This is a genomic window from Collinsella sp. AF19-1LB (assembly GCF_003459655.1).
Classification (GTDB): domain Bacteria; phylum Actinomycetota; class Coriobacteriia; order Coriobacteriales; family Coriobacteriaceae; genus Collinsella.
Genome location: NZ_QRWO01000039.1, coordinates 1 through 17,057, shown reverse-complemented (window position 1 = coordinate 17,057; position 17,057 = coordinate 1). Strand labels below are relative to the sequence as shown.

Annotated in this window: 13 protein-coding genes; 4 read left to right on the top strand and 9 right to left on the bottom strand. The window is 61.2% G+C overall.

Going from position 1 to position 17,057, the window contains the following annotated elements:
- Nucleotides 1–267 precede the first annotated feature (267 nt).
- From nhaA to DWX39_RS10060, 3 genes are all read right to left on the bottom strand, one after another.
- Nucleotides 268–1,626, bottom strand: a complete 1,359-nt coding sequence (nhaA, locus tag DWX39_RS10070) for a Na+/H+ antiporter NhaA (RefSeq protein ID WP_117759768.1) — start codon at nucleotides 1,624–1,626, stop codon at nucleotides 268–270.
- Between the two features lie 268 nt (nucleotides 1,627–1,894).
- Nucleotides 1,895–2,818 (bottom strand): manganese-dependent inorganic pyrophosphatase, encoded by a 924-nt coding sequence (locus DWX39_RS10065; RefSeq protein ID WP_117759766.1) that lies wholly within the window; start codon nucleotides 2,816–2,818, stop codon nucleotides 1,895–1,897.
- Nucleotides 2,819–2,984: 166 nt separating this feature from the next.
- Complete coding sequence (locus tag DWX39_RS10060; protein WP_233508937.1) at nucleotides 2,985–3,938, bottom strand: ROK family protein; 954 nt, start codon at nucleotides 3,936–3,938, stop codon at nucleotides 2,985–2,987.
- A gap of 339 nt (nucleotides 3,939–4,277) precedes the next feature.
- Between DWX39_RS10060 and DWX39_RS10055 the strand changes: the two genes are divergently transcribed.
- Nucleotides 4,278–4,997, top strand: a complete 720-nt coding sequence (locus tag DWX39_RS10055) for a GntR family transcriptional regulator (RefSeq protein ID WP_117759762.1) — start codon at nucleotides 4,278–4,280, stop codon at nucleotides 4,995–4,997.
- A gap of 75 nt (nucleotides 4,998–5,072) precedes the next feature.
- Complete coding sequence (locus DWX39_RS10050; RefSeq protein WP_369832171.1) at nucleotides 5,073–6,005, top strand: type I phosphomannose isomerase catalytic subunit; 933 nt, start codon at nucleotides 5,073–5,075, stop codon at nucleotides 6,003–6,005.
- A gap of 281 nt (nucleotides 6,006–6,286) precedes the next feature.
- On the opposite strand, the gene DWX39_RS10045 is transcribed toward DWX39_RS10050, so the two are convergent.
- Both DWX39_RS10045 and DWX39_RS10040 read right to left on the bottom strand, forming a co-directional pair.
- Nucleotides 6,287–9,187, bottom strand: coding sequence for an ATP-dependent helicase (locus DWX39_RS10045; protein ID WP_117759758.1), 2,901 nt, complete (start codon nucleotides 9,185–9,187; stop codon nucleotides 6,287–6,289).
- A 227-nt stretch (nucleotides 9,188–9,414) separates the two neighbouring features.
- Nucleotides 9,415–10,395 carry an undecaprenyl-diphosphate phosphatase gene (locus DWX39_RS10040; protein ID WP_089572431.1) on the bottom strand — a complete coding sequence of 327 codons (981 nt, stop codon included), beginning with the start codon at nucleotides 10,393–10,395 and terminating at the stop codon, nucleotides 9,415–9,417.
- A 248-nt stretch (nucleotides 10,396–10,643) separates the two neighbouring features.
- On the opposite strand from DWX39_RS10040, the gene DWX39_RS10035 reads away from it, so the two are divergent.
- The gene (locus DWX39_RS10035; RefSeq protein ID WP_006235921.1) at nucleotides 10,644–11,081 is read left to right on the top strand and encodes a universal stress protein; all 438 of its coding nucleotides are present in this window, start codon (nucleotides 10,644–10,646) and stop codon (nucleotides 11,079–11,081) included.
- Between the two features lie 204 nt (nucleotides 11,082–11,285).
- On the opposite strand, the gene DWX39_RS10030 is transcribed toward DWX39_RS10035, so the two are convergent.
- The 4 genes from DWX39_RS10030 to purH form a co-directional block, all read right to left on the bottom strand.
- Nucleotides 11,286–12,329, bottom strand: a complete 1,044-nt coding sequence (locus DWX39_RS10030; protein ID WP_117759756.1) for a sensor histidine kinase — start codon at nucleotides 12,327–12,329, stop codon at nucleotides 11,286–11,288.
- 9 nt (nucleotides 12,330–12,338) lie between these two features.
- The gene (locus DWX39_RS10025; protein WP_117759754.1) at nucleotides 12,339–13,010 is read right to left on the bottom strand and encodes a response regulator transcription factor; all 672 of its coding nucleotides are present in this window, start codon (nucleotides 13,008–13,010) and stop codon (nucleotides 12,339–12,341) included.
- A gap of 179 nt (nucleotides 13,011–13,189) precedes the next feature.
- Complete coding sequence (locus DWX39_RS10020) at nucleotides 13,190–13,921, bottom strand: hypothetical protein (RefSeq protein WP_117759752.1); 732 nt, start codon at nucleotides 13,919–13,921, stop codon at nucleotides 13,190–13,192.
- 250 nt (nucleotides 13,922–14,171) lie between these two features.
- The gene (gene purH, locus DWX39_RS10015; protein WP_117759750.1) at nucleotides 14,172–15,779 is read right to left on the bottom strand and encodes a bifunctional phosphoribosylaminoimidazolecarboxamide formyltransferase/IMP cyclohydrolase; all 1,608 of its coding nucleotides are present in this window, start codon (nucleotides 15,777–15,779) and stop codon (nucleotides 14,172–14,174) included.
- Nucleotides 15,780–16,056: 277 nt separating this feature from the next.
- Here purH and DWX39_RS10010 point away from each other — a divergent pair, with 277 nt between their 5' ends.
- Nucleotides 16,057–16,698 carry a GNAT family N-acetyltransferase gene (locus tag DWX39_RS10010; protein WP_117759749.1) on the top strand — a complete coding sequence of 214 codons (642 nt, stop codon included), beginning with the start codon at nucleotides 16,057–16,059 and terminating at the stop codon, nucleotides 16,696–16,698.
- Nucleotides 16,699–17,057: the final 359 nt, after the last annotated feature.

Genomic DNA, 17,057 nt, shown 5'->3' with positions numbered 1-17,057 from the left:
GACGCTCTTACACCACGTCTGCGCGCGCCACCTTGAAACTTCCTAATCACCGTCAGCTAGCGCCAAATTGGAAGTCGATGGTCACTCATTAACGTACAGTTCTTATAACTTTGTTCATTATTTTCCGCACCTAAAATGATACGCCGTTTATGACAGTACTCACAAACGGCGTTTTTTGACCACTGGCGTGTCTGGCAGGCGGCAAGCACCGCCCGAATCCGCATTTTGAACGCGCCCGAATCGGTTCTGGAGCCGGTTTTCGCGCTCTTACTCGTCTTTGGGCGAGGGATGCTTGCAGACCACGCTCATGTAGATCATGCCGAGCACGGCTGCGGTGACCGAACCGGCGAGAATAGCGGCCTTGGCTGCAAGAACCTCAAACTGGGCCGTCGGGAAGGCAAGGCCGCTGATGAGAATCGACATGGTAAAGCCGATACCGCCCAGAATGCCCACGCCGGCAATCATGTGCCAGTTGACATTGTGCGGCAGCTCGCAGGCCTTAAGCTTAACCAGGGCAAACGTCATACCAAAGATGCCGATCGGCTTGCCCAGCAGCATGCCAAAGTACACGCCGAGCGTCACCGGGTCGGTGAGCAGCGTGCTCATGTCCACGCCCACTAAGCGAACCTGAGCGTTTACGAACGCAAAGATCGGCAGGATCACAAAGTTGACCGGCGTGGAGATCAGACGCTCCATGCGGATAAGCGGCGGGGTCACGCGGTGCATGACGCGCTCGACCTTGGTTGTCGAGACGGTAAAGTCATGCTGGCCCAGGATGTGTGCCTCATCATCGTAGCGGTCATCGAGCAGCGGCAGGCACTCGCCCAGCCAATCGGTGAGGCTATCGAGCTTGACGCCACACTTGGCCGGGATGGTAAAGGCCAAGATGACGCCAGCAAGCGTGGCATGTACGCCGCTCTTGAACATGCAGAACCACAGCAGCAGCCCCAGTACCGAATACGGGGCAAGGCGGTAATGCTGCGTCTTGTTGAGCCACACGAGCGCGCAGGTCACAAGCGCGGCGGCGCCCAACCAAAACGGATTGGGGCTCTGACCGTAGAAGATGGCGATGGCGGCGATGGAGATCAGGTCGTCGGCGATAGCGAGCGTCGAGAAGAACACGCGCACGCCGTTGGGAACGCGGTTGCCCAAAAGCGACAGCACGCCCAGCGCAAAGGCAATATCGGTTGCCATGGGAATGGCCCAGCCGTTGTGCGCGCCGGCATGGTTAAAGATCAGGTAGATGCAGGCGGGAACGACGACACCGCCCACGGCCGCCAGCATGGGAAGCATGGCCTGACGCGGATTCTTGAGCTCGCCGACCGTCATCTCGTACTTAAGCTCAATGCCCACCAACAAAAAGAAAATCGCCATGAGGAAGTCGTTGACGAAAAGCTCAACGGTGAGACCAGCCGTAAGGTTGCCCAGACCCACATACAGCGGGGTCTCCAAAAAGTGATGGATGGCCTCGTAGGCATCGGTGTTGGCGCAGATAACGGCGGCGATAGCGGCGAAGACCATGACGGCGGCGGAAATCGTGCCGTTCTCGGCGATGCGCTCCCAAATGTCGTGACGTTCAAAGCGCTTGCGCTCACGAACGTTGAACAGCTGCTCAGTTGCTGCCATGGGCGGCTCCTTTCACGGGATGGCTCCCGTCTTAAAAAAGCACGGCCCGCCCAAGTGGCGGCGCCGCGCTCTAACGTATTACGCTTGCATCTAGCCTACCCTGCGCGACAAGCACGCAGGCGTGGCCGAAAAGCGGAACCACAGGTTGAACATTATTTGCTCAACGGCGCGGACACGCCTGTCCAAGAGACGACGCAGCGCCGTGCACAAAAAACGACCGGAGCGCGGGGCGTCCGCGATCCGGTCGTCGGTGTTAGGTCAAAAGAACCTAGCAGGCGGCCATGATGGGGGCAGCGACCTGCTTCTTACGGGAGAGGACGCCCGGCATCCAGACGCCGTCGTGCTCGTCGGCAATGCCCAAGCCCTTCTGAGCAGCCTCGGTCTCGCCCTCGAGCAGGACCTGCGAGCCCTCCTCCATGATGTCGGTGATGCACAGGACGATGCCATCGGCACCCTTCTCGGCGGCGTAGGCGCGCATGGCCTCACGGATCTCGTCGATCATGCCGAGCGCACGGCTCTTATCGACGGTCTCGTACTGGCCGATGAGCAGCTTCTTGCCCGCAGGCTCGAACATCTTGATGTCGTTGCCGACCATCTCGGCTGCGGTGAAGGAGCCGGACGGACGGGTAAGGAAGACATCCATGCCAAACTTGACCGGGTCGACGCCCACCTGCTCGCCGAGCTTGGCGGCGACAGCGCGGTCGACATCGGTGGTGGTGGGGCTCTTGAGCATGAGCGTATCGGTCATCATGGCCGAGAGCAGCAGCTTGGCCTGAACGTCGGAAAGCTCAACGCCGAGCACGCCGGCGAGCTTGGTGACGATGGTGCAGCTGGAGCCCCAGGGCAGGCAGATGTAGTGCAGCGGGCCGGCGGTCTCGAAGTCGCCGATGCGGTGATGATCGACGACGCCAAAGACCGTAGCGTCCTTAAGGCCGGCGACGGACTGGGCGGACTCGTTGTGGTCGGTGAGGACGACGAGCTGACCGGCCTCGACGGACTCGATCACGCGGGGCTCGGCAATGCCGGCGTCGGCGAGCAGCTTGGCAGACTCTGCCGGAAGCTGACCAAGGGCGCAGGCCTCGTAGGTGTTGCCAGCATACTCAACCTGGTTGAGCAGCTGGGACAGGACGACGGCGCTCATGATGGCGTCGTTATCGGGGTTCTGGTGACCAAAGACAAGAACGTTTGCCATGGATATCCTCCACTTGATATGTGTACTTGGACGTAGCTATGGTAGCACGCCGATGCCGAGCCTTCGCAGACGGAAGGGGCACGGCATATTTTGGGGCAGGCATGGAGGCCAAGGCTGCCCCTTTTGCACCATGTTGGTGCAAAGTAACCTGGCCCCCTTGCACCAGCTATTTGCCGGCGGCGCGCAGGGCTACGTAGGCGGCACCGATGATGCCGGCGTCGTTGCCGAGCGAAGCGACCTTAATGGGCGTCTCGCGCGAGGCGGAGAGCGCGTACTGCTTAAAGTGCTCGCGGACCGCATCGAGGTAGACATCGGCCGAGGCGGAGGCGCCGCCGCCGATCAGGAACATCTCGGGGTCGACCACGTTGGCGATAAGCGCCAGAGCGCGACCGAGATAGTCGGCCATGGTATCGGCCGCGGCCAGCGCGAGCTTGTCACCCTCGCGGCAGGCTTGGAACACGTCCTTGGAATCGGAGGGGCCGGTGAGCTCGATGGGCTCGACGCCCGCCCTCTTGCACTCGGCCAGGTAGTTGCTCACCACACCGGTGGCGCTGGAATACTGCTCCAGGTGGCCATGGCCGCCGCAGCCGCAGGTGCGCTCCTCGTCGGGATTCAGGCACATGTGGCCAATCTCGCCGCCCGCGCCCACAACGCCCGATACCACGTCGCCGTTGACGATAACGCCACCGCCCACGCCGGTACCGATGGTGACCATCACCACGTTTTGCACGCCCTTGGCAGAACCGAGCCAGGCCTCGCCCATGGCGGCGGCGTTGGCATCGTTCTCGTACTTGACGACCGCGTCGGGGCAGTGCTCCTGGATGGCGATCCTCAGCTCGGGCAGGTTAATGGCAATGTTGGCCTTGACCTTGGCATCGCCCGACGCCGGGATGGGGCACGGAACGGCCAGGCCAATGCCCGCCACAAAGGCGCGCGGAATCTGCGCCTTGGCGACCACCTGGTCGATAGCCTCGGTCACCGCGGCAAAGCCCGCAGCATCAACGATGGGAGGCGTGGGCACGCTGGCCTTGGCAAGCAGGTTGCCGTCCTCGTCGAACAGGCCCTCCTTAACCGAAGTGCCGCCGACGTCGATGCCGATATAGTACTGCTTAGGTTCCATGGGAGCCCACCTTTCTCGTTTAAACATTGCCTGTATGGTACCGCTCCCAAGGCAAAAACCTACCAAGAAGGGACAGGTTTGTTTTGGCAGGTTTTATCTGGGGAAACGCAAGGCATGAGATTCGGTTCGCTGGGCGGCAAAACGGCCCAACCCCATCTTCGAGCCGATCAATTTGCTCAATACCACATTATTCGAATGCATATTCATTTAGAGCGCTCTAGTTAATATAGAAAAGCGTTTTTTGATTATATCTTTCTCGAACTTTTCAAAACGCAATAGGGATGCTTAGGCGTGGACTATACTTTCGTTTGTACTCAATCAAGCCGGAAAGGAGGTTCCATGATTCCCAAATACGAGGCAATAGCTGCAGATATCCGTCGAAGCATCGAGGACGGCGCTCTAAAGCCGGGCGACAAGCTGCCCACCGTCGTTGAGTTCTGCGAGCTCTATAGCGTTTCCAAAATCACCGTCAAACGAGCTATTGAGCAGATTACCGATGAAGGTCTTGTTACCAGCCGGCGCGGATCGGGCACCTACGTTAAGGACACGGCGGGGCTTCCCGGCCAGGCGTTTTTCCAGGGCAAGAACGATCGCTCCCAGGGCTTTTCGTATGAGCACCGCGGGGAGAAGGTGACCTCGGTGGTCTACGATTTCTCGATTGTCAATCCGCCAGCAGACGTCGCTGTCCAGCTGGGAATTGCCGAGGACGACTTTGCCTATCACATCGTGCGTGTGCGCCAGGTCGACGAGAAGCCCATCGTTATCGAGTACACCTACATGCCCCTCGAGCTGATTCCGGGCCTTAAAAAGAAAGACCTGTATGGATCGGTCTACAGCTTCATCCGCAAGCAATGCGGGCTGAAGATTTCGAGCTTCCACCGCACCATTCGCGCCGTAGCGGCAACCGAGGAAGAGGCTGAGCGCCTGGACACCAAACCCGGCTCTCCCCTGCTCGAGCTCAACCAGATTGGCTTTTTGGATAGCGGCACCGCCTTTGAGCATTCGATCTCGCGCAACGTTGGCGACCGCTTTGAGCTGCACAACGTAACGTTGGCATAGGTTTTTGTAGTCATGCGGGCGCTCGTTACGGCTCGTTTAGAGTGGGCGGCCGCGCAACACCATGGGGGTATGAACATGTCCGATTTGATTAAACTGACGCCGATCTTTCACGAGAAGATCTGGGGCGGCCGCCAGCTCGAAACCGTATTTGGTTATGACATTCCCGAGGGTCCCATCGGTGAGTGCTGGGCCATCTCGGCACACCCCAACGGCGACTGCCAGATCGCTGAGGGCCCGTATACAGGCCACACGCTTTCGTGGCTGTGGGCCGAGCACCGCGAGCTCTTTGGCAACTGCGAGGGCAAGGAGTTCCCGCTGCTCATTAAGATTCTGGACGCCAAGGACGACCTTTCGATCCAGATCCATCCCAACGACGAGTACGCCGCCGAGCACGAGAACGGCAGCCTGGGCAAAACCGAGTGCTGGTATGTGCTGGACTGCGAGCCCGGCGCCACAATCATCGTCGGCCAGCGCGCCAAGGACCGCGCCGAGGCTGCACAGATGATCGAAGACGGCCGCTGGGACGACATGCTCAACGTGCTGCCGATCCACAAGGGCGACTTTTTCCAGATTGATTACGGTACCGTCCACGCCATCAAGACCGGCACGCTCATTTTGGAGACGCAGCAGTCGAGCGACGTGACGTATCGCCTGTACGACTACGACCGTCCCGGCACCGACGGCAAGCTGCGCCCGCTGCATATTGAGCAGAGCCTCGACTGCATCGACTTTGATGTTCAGGCACCGACCGACGGCACCGTGACCGCGCCCGAGGTCGACGGCGTGACCGAGCTCGAGTCTAACTCCTGCTACACCGTCGATCGCGTGCGCGTCAACGGCAGCAAGACCCTCGACCAGCACTGGCCCTTCATGTGTCTGTCGGTCATCGACGGCGAGGGCACCGTCTGCGGCGACCCCGTCCACAAGGGAAGCCACCTGCTAGCCCCGAGCACCGTCAGCTCCATCGACCTCGAAGGCAAAATGGAATTGATCATCAGCCACCTCTAGGTCGCACCAACAACCAAAACGCAACAAGGGGCTCCCCCGCTCATCAAACGGGAGAGCCCCTACTCACATCTATTTATCAGCCCACCCGGCTCTCCAGACCAAAAAGCGAACGAGCAAAGCGACGTTCGCAAGCAACGTTACCCAAGGCCCCGGACAGGCGCCATGGACAACGTCGATCGCGAGTTCCGCACGAGTCGGAGAGCACTTAATGTGCTCTCCGTGCGAGCAGGACTGTCCGAGCAGGCGACGTTGTCCATGGCGCCTGTCCGGGGCCGCCGAGATTACGACAGCTTGACGATCGGCGCAAAGCCCTTCATGAGCTTTTTGGTCTGGCCGGTCTTTTCGAATTGCACCTCGATCATGTCTCCGGCGACCGAGATCACGGTACCCGTGCCAAAGGTCTTGTGACTCACGGTATCGCCCGCGGCAAAGTCCTGCGACGCGCTGGTGCGATCGACCTTGCGCTCCACCGTCGGCGACACCTTGGACGACGGCTTTTTAGCTCGCGGCGCGCCCGAACCAAAGGTCGAGGCAACACGGCCGGCGTCGGGCGAAACCCCGCGATGGCGCTCGGTGCCATAGGTGCTGCCACCAAAGAAATCGTCGAAGCTCGATCCGCCGCGCGAACCGGAACCGCCGGTCGAGCGTGTATGCGAACCGAACACCTTGCCGCCATACATATCCGAGCCCATGCCCGAGCCAAAGGTGCCGTGACGGTCGCCGCGCTTCTCCCAGCCCGTGCCCTCAAAACCGGCAGAACCGATACCGCTAAACTCGATATCCTCAAACGGAATCTCGTTGAGGAAGCGAGAGCGCGGGTTGGCAGAGGTCGAGCCGTAGGTGCGACGCGTGGCCGCATAGGTCAGGAACAGGCGCTTACGGGCACGCGTGATGGCAACGTAGGCCAGGCGACGCTCCTCCTCGAGCTTGCCCGGGTCATCGCTGCCGCCAAAGTCGTGCACGTGCGGGAAGATACCCTCCTCCATGCCGGCCACGAACACCGCCGGGAACTCCAGGCCCTTGGCGGAGTGGATGGTCATCATGGTAATGGCATGCGTCTCGCCGGCCAGGGAATCCAAGTCGGAGCGCAGGGCCAGCCACTCCATGAGTGCCGGCAGTGCCTTACAGGTGAGCGGACCGTAGGTGCGCTCGATCTCGTCGGCATGCACGACGCCCGCCGGTAGCTCTGTTGGCACGGCATACGCGTTGCCCGCGATGGCGGCGGCCAGGGCATCCTGCGGCGAGAGCGCCGGGGCGGCTAGGCTATCGAGCGGATTGGAGCCCGCGGCGTCACGAGCGCCGACAAGTGCCTCAAACGAGGATGCCGGAGCGGACGGCCCCGGCTCGGACGCGGGCGCACTCACCACGGCGGACTCGGACTCGGCGACGGACGGCACGTCGGCAACACCGGCCGCGCGCAGCTCTTCTAGACTCTCGAGCGCACCCTCGATATCCTCGTGCGTCTCCTCAAATTCGGCGGCGACGCCCAGGAATTCCTGGATGTTCTCGGCGCGGCTCTCGGACTCCATGGTGCCCTCGGCGCGAAACGCCTGCAGCAGGCCCGTCTTATCGACAATCATCTCGACGACGTCCTTGAGCTCGCCGTCCATGCGGCGGCCCTCGCGCACCAGCGCCACAAAACTCGACAGGCCGTTGCGCACCTTGGCACTAAACATGCCCGTCTCGGCTGTTGCGATCTCGCAGGCTTGGAAGAACGAGCAACGGTTGTCGCGCGCCAGCTGCTCAATCTTTTGGATCGAGGTGGAGCCGATGCCGCGACGCGGCGTGTTGATGACGCGCTTGACGCTCATCTCGTCGGCCGGGTTCACGATCATCTTGAGGTAGGCCATGACGTCGCGAATCTCGGCGCGGTCGAAGAATCGCGTGCCGCCGACGATCTTGTAGGGCACGCCCGCGCGCAGGAACATATCTTCGAGGATACGCGACTGGGCGTTGGTGCGGTAGAACACGGCGATATCGTCGTAGCTCGTACCCTTGGCATGCAGCTTTTCGATCTCGCCGGCAATCCAGCGACCTTCGTCGCGCTCGTCGCTTGCCTGGAAAGCCTGAATCTTCTCGCCATCGCCCTCGGCCGTAAACAGGCGCTTGTCCTTGCGCTGCGAGTTGTGGCGAACAACGGCATTGGCGGCGCTCAGGATGTGACCCGTGGAGCGATAGTTCTGCTCCAACTTGACGGTCTTGCAGTTTTTAAAGTCCTGCTCAAAGTCCAAGATGTTGGTGATGTCGGCGCCACGCCAGCTATAAATGGACTGGTCGTCGTCGCCCACGACCATGAGGTTTTGGTACTTGGCGGCCAGCAGGTTGGCGATTTCGTACTGGACGTGGTTGGTGTCCTGATATTCGTCGACGCTAATGTAGCGGAAGCGCTCTTGGTACTTGTCGAGCACCTCGGGGCGGGTGCGCAGTAGCTCGAGCGTGCGCACGAGCAGGTCGTCGAAGTCCATCGCGTTGGCGGCGCGCAGGCGGCGCTCCAGCTCCAGGTAGACTTGCGCGGCCTTTTTGTCGTTGGGGCTATCGGCGCTCTTGAGCATGTCCTCGGGCCCGATCATGGCGTTTTTAGCAGAGCTGATCTTGCTGCGGATCATGTTGATGGGGAACTGCTTTTGCTCAATGCCGAGCGCCTGCATAATGTCGCGCACCATGCGCTTTGAGTCATCGTCATCGTAGATGGTGAACTGGCCGGTGTAGCCCAGCAGGTCGGCGTCCTCGCGCAGCATGCGCACGCACATGGCATGGAAGGTGCACACCCACATGCCACGGGTGCCGCTTGGGATGAGTGCCGCCAGACGCTCGCGCATCTCGGCCGCAGCCTTGTTGGTAAACGTGATGGCAAGAACCTGCCAAGGCTTAACACCCAGGTCGCCGAGCATATGTGCGATGCGGAAGGTCAAGACGCGGGTCTTGCCCGAGCCGGCGCCGGCGAGCACCAGCAGCGGTCCCTCGGTGGTCAAGACCGCCTCGCGCTGGGCGGGATTAAGGCTGTCGATGTCGACAAGCGGCTTGGCGGGCGCAGGTGCCGGCGCGGGAGCGTCGTAGATGTCGAGCGGAACGAGCTCGGGCTCCGGCGCAGCGGGGGCGGTGTATGCATCGAGTGGCACGGGTTCCGGCGCGGGCGGCACGGGTACCGCGGCGTTCTTTTCCCAGGGCAAGGGCTGGGTCATGGGCGACTCCTCATCTGACGGACGGCGCGCCTGCGGGCAGCGCCATAGTTTGAGCCGTACCAGTATACCGAGCCGCGCGGACACCGACGCAAATCACACCACGACTCCGTGCGCCACCGTCAGGCCCGCCCCATCGCCCAAAAAAGAGGACGGCATAGACCTTTTGGTCATGCCGTCCTCTTTGAATGACAAGTTGTCGCTCTGGCCGCCGCGCAGCGTCAACCAAGTTACAGGCCGAGCATAGGCTCCAGAACGAAGAAGTACGCGAGCACTACGATGCCCAGGATGATGCGGTAGACGCCGAAGCACTTGAAGTCGTGACGGCGGACGAAGCCCATGAGCCACTTGATGGCGATGAGCGAAACCACAAAGGCCACAACGCAGCCCACGCCCAAGATGGCGATCTCGTTGGTGCCGAACGTGCCGCCCTTGATGAAGTACTTGACCAGCTTGAGCGCACTCGCGCCAAACATAACAGGAATAGCCAGGAAGAACGTGAACTTAGACGCCACCGAGCGCGTGCAGCCCAAAAGCAGGCCGCCGATGATGGTAGAACCGGAGCGAGACGTACCAGGCACCAGCGAAAGCACCTGGAAGCAGCCGATACCCAGCGCAGTCTTCCAGCTGAGGTCCTCGAGCGTGGCGATGGAACCAAAGTCCAGATTCTCGTCATCGTCCTCATCCTCAGCGGTAGCCGTGGGGGGCGCCGCAAAGTGCGCACCGGCGGGACGTCCACCCGACACCACAGCACGCGAACCAAACGAACCGGCAACGGCCATTTCCTCGCGCTTGCTCGCGCGCCAGTTCTCGATCACGATAAACAGCACGCCGTACACAATGAGCGCCAGCGCCACGACGGGAGCGTTGTAGAAATGCTCCTCCATCCAGTCGTTGAGCGGCAGGCCGATCGCCGCCGCAGGAATGCAACCGAGCACAATCTTGCCCCACAGCACCCAGGTGTCGCGACGGCCCTCCTTGCCCTTGCTGGGCGAGAACGGGTTGAGCTCGTGGAAAAACAGCACGCAGACGGCCAGAATGGCGCCGAGCTGAATCACGACCAGGAACATATTCCAGAACGTCTCGCTCACGTTCATCTTGACGAACTCGTCCACCAAGATCATGTGGCCCGTCGACGAAACGGGCAGCCATTCGGTGATGCCCTCGACCAGGCCCATGAAGGCAGATTTTAGAAGCTCGATAATATCCAAAGGGACCCCCTCGTTAGACACCCGCCGATATTGTTCTGCGGACGGTGCGGGCGATGTCCCATTATCAACCGTTGGCGGCGCGCCTGCGCCTACCCTTACCAAAAAACTCGCCCGTTCACAGAATTGCGAGCGGTCAAACCCAAATCCTTGGGTATAACTGCAACAAGATAAAGTGTCCGGCGGCCAACGCGCCCGCGCCCGCCCGATGCACGAGCCCCGCGCCCGTGCGATAGACCAAGGAGGAAACCATGAACGAGGGCTACACCAAGGTATTTGTTTCACTCGACGGTACTGAGCAGCAGGATTTTGTGCTCGCACGCGCCATCAAGGTCGCCGCGAACAACGGCGCCAAGCTAATCATCGGCCACGTTATCGATTCCACGGCGCTCGAGAGCGCCGGTTCCTATCCGGTCGATCTGGTCAACGGCCTAGAGGAGGCATTTAAGAACTCCATCGCCAAGCAGCTCGAAGAGGCCAAGGCCAATCCCGACATTCCCGAGGTCGAGGTCATGATTCGCGCCGGCCGCATTCGCGAGACGCTCAAGGACGAGATGCTCGACGTGGTTAAGCCCGACCTGGTGCTCTGCGGCGCACGCGGCCTGTCCTCGATCAAGTATGCGCTCCTGGGCTCGATTTCGACGTTCCTGCTGCGCAATACGGACTGCGACATCTTGGTCGTAAAGTAGCGTTGCTCCCACCGGCCGCGGGGCCTGCGGGGTTTCCTAAGGGCACGTCCTCGCCGCGTTGCGGCTGCGGGATGTGCCCTTAGGAAACCCCTCCCGGCCCCGCGGCCTTTGCAGCCTCACTTCAACGAGTTGTCTGATAGAAAAATGGCGTGCCGACCCGTTTGGGGCGGCACGTTTTGTTTGGACGGGCGTTTGCCGTGTGCGTTACTCAAAGTATTGAAACTTGTTCGTTGAAAAAGCGAATGTTACGACGAAGCCTTCGCCGGGCTCCGATGCTGCGGTGACGTCGATGCCCATCTTGGAGCACAGGCGCGCCACCAGGTAGAGGCCGATGCCCGTTGCGCGCTTGGTGGTGCGGCCGTTGTCGCCGGTAAAGCCCTTCTCGAACACGCGCGGCAGGTCTGCCGCACACACGCCGCAGCCGTTGTCCGCAACGGTGAGCTCGATGCGCTCGCTCGCCAGGCCCTCGTCCAGTAACGCGCCCGAAAACACGATCTTCGCGCCGTCCTCGCGCGCATATTTAATGCTGTTCTGAATGAGCTGGCCCAGGATAAACTCGAGCCATTTTTCGTCGGTAAAGACCTCGAAGTCGAGGTTCTCGCACACCGGAGCCACGTGCGCCGCAATGAGCTCGCGCGCGTTGGCCTTAATCGCACCCGTCACCAAGGTCTTAAGGTCCCAGCGGCGAATCAGGTAGTCGCGCTCCACGACTTCCGAGCGCGCGTAGTACAGCGCCTGGTCGATATAGCGTTCCACGCGAGCCAACTCGCGACCCAGGTCATCGACACGTGTTGGGTCATCTGCGCCGCCGTCGAGGTTTTCCAGAATCAGGTGAGCCGCCGCCAGGGGCAGCTTGGCCTCGTGGACCCAGCTCTCGATATAGTCGCGATAGTCTTCGGTCTGACGCCGGCCCTCGGCAACCTCGTCGCAGGCGGCTTTGCCCACCCGGCACAGGACCTCGTACTCGAGCTCGCCCTCGGCATAGGTTGGGCATTGCACCATCTCCTGCACCCATGCGGGACTCTCGAGCTCCTCTGCCGCGCGCTCCAACTGACGCAGAAAACGGCGACGGTGAGCGTACTCGATCACGATGCCGAGCATACCGAAGATAAAGGACACGCCAACCGCCACGACCACGATAGAAACGGGTGCGCCGGCGACCGTCAGCACAAAGCAGCTCAGCAGCACGCCGCACGTCCACACGGCGACGGGAAGCAGTGCATCTTTAAAGAACTTGCCAAACGACATAGCCGGCCCCTAGACCGAATAGCCTTGGCCGCGATGCGTCGTCAAATACCCCTTGATGCCGATTTTTTCGAGCGTGGTGCGCAGGCGGTTGATGTTGACGGTGAGCGTATTGTCGTCCACGAAGGCGTCGGAGTCCCACAGGTCCTGCATGATGGCCGAGCGCGAGACGATCTTGCCCGCGCGGCTCAGGAGCAGCGAGAGAATGCGCAGCTCATTTTTGGTGAGCTCGGTGCTGTCGCCGGTCGCCGTGTTGGTGACCATAGAGCGGGCGAGGTCGAGCTCCAGCCCCTTGTGGACGAGCGTGCTGCGCTCGCCTGACGCCGCGGTGCGACGCAGCAGTGCGTTGATGCGCGCCACGAGCACGCGCGCGCTATAGGGCTTGGGAACAAAGTCGTCCGCGCCGAGCGTCATGGCCATGACCTCGTCGATCTCGGTCGTGCGCGAGGTGAGGACGATGATGGGGACCTCGGATTCGCGGCGAACCTCGTGGCAGATATGCTGGCCGTCCTTGACGGGAAGCGTGAGGTCGAGCAGCACCAGGTCGGGCGCGGCGGCGAGAATATCGCGCGAGACATGCTCGAACGATTCGCAGGCCTCGATTTCAAACCCGGCGCGGGTAAGGATGTCGACAAGCTCACGACGAATGGGCTCGTCGTCCTCAACGATATAGATTAGCGCCATGGATTCCGCTCCCCTCTTGGTTGTCTTGCCACCATTATGGCTGCGAAACTGCAGGTGCGCGCCACGCACGTCGCCAAGGTGACAGAACTGTTCGCGAGCGGGGGCGTTTTGTCCGCCTCGCACTCGCAGCGGTGGCGGGAACCAAAATGATTCTTTAATCCCCGTCCCAGAATAATCATTTAGCGGCGGGCGCGAAGCTTTTCGTAGCCGTCGGCAAAGAAGGCGACCGTCGCGGCATCAGACTCGGCGGCGTCGGCGTCGGTGGCAGGCACCACGCCGTGCTCGTCGCTTACCAGGAACAAGGCGCCCTTGAGCTGTGCGGGAATGTCTACGCGCGTGACCGGGATGCCCTTGGTCTGGGCCAGCTGCTCTATGAGCGTCGCCGTGCCACACAGGCACTCGTCCGCCGGCGCCACAAAGGCCAGCTCGCCGTTGTTGACGGCAGCGAGCAGCTCGGGCGCCACGCCGGTTTCGTCGGCCTCGGAGCGGGCCTCGGCGGAGCGGGCACGCAGCGCCTTGGCCGAAGTATCGGCCAGCGGCTCGTACTCACCCACCGTCATGGCGGCATTGCCGTTAACGTCGATCACCAGCATGAGCACGCCGTCGTGCGCGGTGTAATCGCCCTCGGCAAGCGACCACTCAACGTGCTGCTTGGCCCAGCTGAGCATGTTATGGGTAAGCGGCTCGCCCTGCACCAAGCGCTCGGACAGCGCGCGAATGTGACGGTTGAGCATGGGCACCTTTTTGTTGGACATGCGCCAACGGCAGATAAGCGCGGGCTTGTCGAGCGTAAACTTCTCGACCGCCTCCTGATTGGCGCAAAAGTCCTCGTACGCACGCTGGTCCTCGGCATTGCCAAACAGCTCTGCATCATCAATCTGGGGCATGGTCATACCTTTCGTGTTAGTCATTCCGTCCTCTTATACCAAAAAGACGGCCCTCCAAACGGAGCGACCGTCTTTTGCAGAGATAATTTTAGAAGCGAGGCGGTCCAAGGGACGAGATAACATCCCATCCTCCCCAGTCAACCTAACAGGTCGGCGAGGGTTGCCCAGGTGCCGCAGATTGCCGTGAAAGAGGAGCGACGCGTACTTGGGTACGCGGGCGACGAATGAGCGGCAAGGTGCGGTGGTTGGGCAAGCCGCAGCGCCACCTCCCTACTTAATGGCGGAAGTGGCGCGCACCCGTGAAAACCATCGCAATATTGTGCTCGTTGCAGGCCTGGATGCTCTCGTCATCGCGCTTGGAGCCGCCGGGCTGGATGATGCAGGTCACGCCGTGTGCGGCAAGCACGTCGACGTTGTCGCGGAACGGGAAGAACGCGTCGCTTGCGCAGGCAAAGCCGCCCTTCTCCACGCCCTCGCGCTCGCAGAAGTCCTCGGCGCGCTCGCAGGCAAGCAGCGCAGAGTCAACGCGGTTGGGCTGACCGGGGCCCATGCCAATGCCGGCCTTGCCCTTGGAGACCAGGATGGCGTTGGACTTGACGCCCTTGCAGACCTTCCAGGCAAACTCGAGCTCGGCCATCTCAGCGTCGGTGGGCTTGCGATCGGTGGGGAACGTAAAGGTCGCGGGATCCTCGGTCACGTGGTCGACCTCCTGCACCAGCATGCCGCCGTCGATGGAGCGCAGCTCCACCTGGGCACCGTGGTCCACGCCGCCGGTAGCCAGCACGCGCAGGTTGGGGCGCTTGACCATGCGCTCGAGCGCCTCATCGGTGTAGCTCGGGGCGATGATGACCTCGACGAACTGCTTGTTCTCGTCGGCGAAGTGCTCAACCAGCTCAAAGGGAACCTCGCGGTTGCAGGCGATGATGCCGCCGAAGGCGCTCTTGGGATCGCAGGCGAAAGCGCGGTCGTAGGCGGCCGTGATATCCTCGGCAACGGCGGAACCGCAGGGGTTCTGATGCTTGAGGATCACGCAGGCCGGCTCGTCGAACTCGCGGACCAGGTTCCAGGCGGCATCGGCGTCCAGATAGTTGTTGTAGCTGAGCGGCTTGCCCTGGATCTGCTCGGAGCCCACAAGCGGGAACTGAGAGCTCGCGGTGTTCTCGCAGCCCTCGGCAAAGCGGTAGACCGTAGCCTTTTGCTGAGGATTCTCGCCATAGCGCAGGTCGTCGACCTTCTCCAGCGAAATCTCGAGCTTGGCAGAGGTGTCCGCCACGTCGCTTGCCTGGGCGGCAAGCCAACGGGAGATAGCCGTGTCGTAGGCGGCGGTGGTCTGGTAGACCTTCACCTGCAGGCGACGACGGGTGGAAAGCGTGGTGCAGCCACCGGTCTCGCGCATCTCGGCCAGGACGGCATCATAGTCGGCCGGGTCGGAGATGACGGTAACGCTCGCGGCGTTCTTGGCGGCAGAGCGCAACATGGAGGGGCCACCGATGTCGATGTGCTCGATGGCATCCGCAAAGGTGACCTCGGGGTTGGCGACGGTCTTCTCGAACTCGTACAGGTTGACGACGACCAGGTCGATCAGCTTAATGCCGTGCTGGGCGGCCTCCTGCATGTGCTGCTCGGAATCGCGGCGGGCCAGCAGCGCGCCGTGAACCTTGGGGTGTAGGGTCTTAACGCGGCCGTCCATCATCTCGGGATAGCCCGTGAACTCCTCGATGGGGGTTACGGGAACGCCCGCGTCCTCGATGGCACGAGCCGTGCCGCCCGTAGAGATGATCTCGACGCCAAAGTCATCAACCAGCGTCCGTGCGAAATCGACGACACCCGTCTTATCGGTAACCGAGATCAACGCGCGTGCGATCTTCACATCAGATCCCATGCAGTCCTCCTGTCTGGTACGCCGCCGTGCTCTGTGAGTCGGTGATACGTCGATCTGCAGCGCTCGCGCAGCGGCATTGAAAATACTGATTCAATGTAGCGCATCGAGCGCGTCGATGCACCCCGCAACGGTCGCATGTGCAGAAAAAGCTTGCGAGCGGAGGGCATGGGCGCAGCGGCGACCGCGGTGAGTTCATGGAACACAGGGGCACCATAATTAGATGCCAATGGCGTGGTAGAACTGTGCTCGATATGCATCCGCAAAAGAAAGAGGCACCATGGTCTCGCGGGTTCTCTACCGACCGTTTGATACCGAAGACTTCGACGCCATCGCGCTGATTCTGCAGCAGCTTTGGCATAACAATTCGGATAACGATGAGTACAACCGCCTTGAGGCCGCGTGCGACCTTGCCTACTGCCTTTCGTCGTCGACGTTTTCGCAGGTTGCCGTAATTGACGGCCAGGCGCGCGGCATTGCGCTCGCGCGTGCGGGACAGAGCTCCGGCGCCACTATCAACGAACATTGGATGGATACCGAACGCGCGCTGCTATCGCAGATGCGTGAACTGGAGCCTGATGCCTGCGCCGAGTATCTCTCGTTTGTGCGTGCAACCATCCGAACCAACAACCGCCTGCTCGAGAGCAGCCCGTTGCCGCACGACAACGAAGTCACGCTGCTCGCCGTCGATCCCGATGTCCACGGCCTGGGCGTTGGCTCGGTTTTGCTCGATGCCGCGGTCTCGTACCTGTCCTCGCGCGGGGCGACAAGGGCGCACCTGTACACCGACTCCAACTGCTCGTGGAAGTTCTACGAGTTGCACGGCTTTAAGCGCACGGCCACGCACCGCGCCAACCGCGAAGAGCGCCGTCACGACATGCCGCGCGAAAGCTTCCTCTACGAACTCGACCTAACAGCCTAGCCCAGGCAGCCACACCTAGTCATTTAAGTCTGTCCCCAATGAGTGGCCTAGGGGGTTTGTAGATAGCCCTGGTCAAAAAACATCAAATATGAGTACTGTTACCTTTTTAGTAGCAGCGATTTGGGACATTTTTGATGCTTGTAGGCATGACGACCAGCTGCATGAGCTGACGTAGCTCCCCAAATGTTCAATGAAATGGGCTCCTAACGAGAAGTACTCTCATTAGGAGCCCATTATTATGTGCAAACATATGTGACTAGCGCAGCAACAGTACTCATATTTGGCATTTTTTGTCCACTGCCCCTTGCGCGAAGGTCCTCAGCGGGGTGGCGCGCGCAGACGTGGTGTAAGAGCGTCCC

What these genes read in the sequence shown, in the direction of transcription:
- nhaA (WP_117759768.1), bottom strand. Translation starts at nt 1,626, where the DNA reads ATGGCAGCAACTGAGCAGCTGTTCAACGTTCGTGAGCGCAAGCGCTTT.
- DWX39_RS10035 (WP_006235921.1), top strand. Translation starts at nt 10,644, where the DNA reads ATGAACGAGGGCTACACCAAGGTATTTGTTTCACTCGACGGTACTGAG.
- DWX39_RS10020 (WP_117759752.1), bottom strand. Translation starts at nt 13,921, where the DNA reads ATGACTAACACGAAAGGTATGACCATGCCCCAGATTGATGATGCAGAG.
- DWX39_RS10065 (WP_117759766.1), bottom strand. Translation starts at nt 2,818, where the DNA reads ATGGCAAACGTTCTTGTCTTTGGTCACCAGAACCCCGATAACGACGCC.
- DWX39_RS10055 (WP_117759762.1), top strand. Translation starts at nt 4,278, where the DNA reads ATGATTCCCAAATACGAGGCAATAGCTGCAGATATCCGTCGAAGCATC.
- DWX39_RS10010 (WP_117759749.1), top strand. Translation starts at nt 16,057, where the DNA reads ATGGTCTCGCGGGTTCTCTACCGACCGTTTGATACCGAAGACTTCGAC.
- DWX39_RS10050 (WP_369832171.1), top strand. Translation starts at nt 5,073, where the DNA reads ATGTCCGATTTGATTAAACTGACGCCGATCTTTCACGAGAAGATCTGG.
- purH (WP_117759750.1), bottom strand. Translation starts at nt 15,779, where the DNA reads ATGGGATCTGATGTGAAGATCGCACGCGCGTTGATCTCGGTTACCGAT.
- DWX39_RS10060 (WP_233508937.1), bottom strand. Translation starts at nt 3,938, where the DNA reads ATGGAACCTAAGCAGTACTATATCGGCATCGACGTCGGCGGCACTTCG.
- DWX39_RS10025 (WP_117759754.1), bottom strand. Translation starts at nt 13,010, where the DNA reads ATGGCGCTAATCTATATCGTTGAGGACGACGAGCCCATTCGTCGTGAG.
- DWX39_RS10030 (WP_117759756.1), bottom strand. Translation starts at nt 12,329, where the DNA reads ATGTCGTTTGGCAAGTTCTTTAAAGATGCACTGCTTCCCGTCGCCGTG.
- DWX39_RS10045 (WP_117759758.1), bottom strand. Translation starts at nt 9,187, where the DNA reads ATGACCCAGCCCTTGCCCTGGGAAAAGAACGCCGCGGTACCCGTGCCG.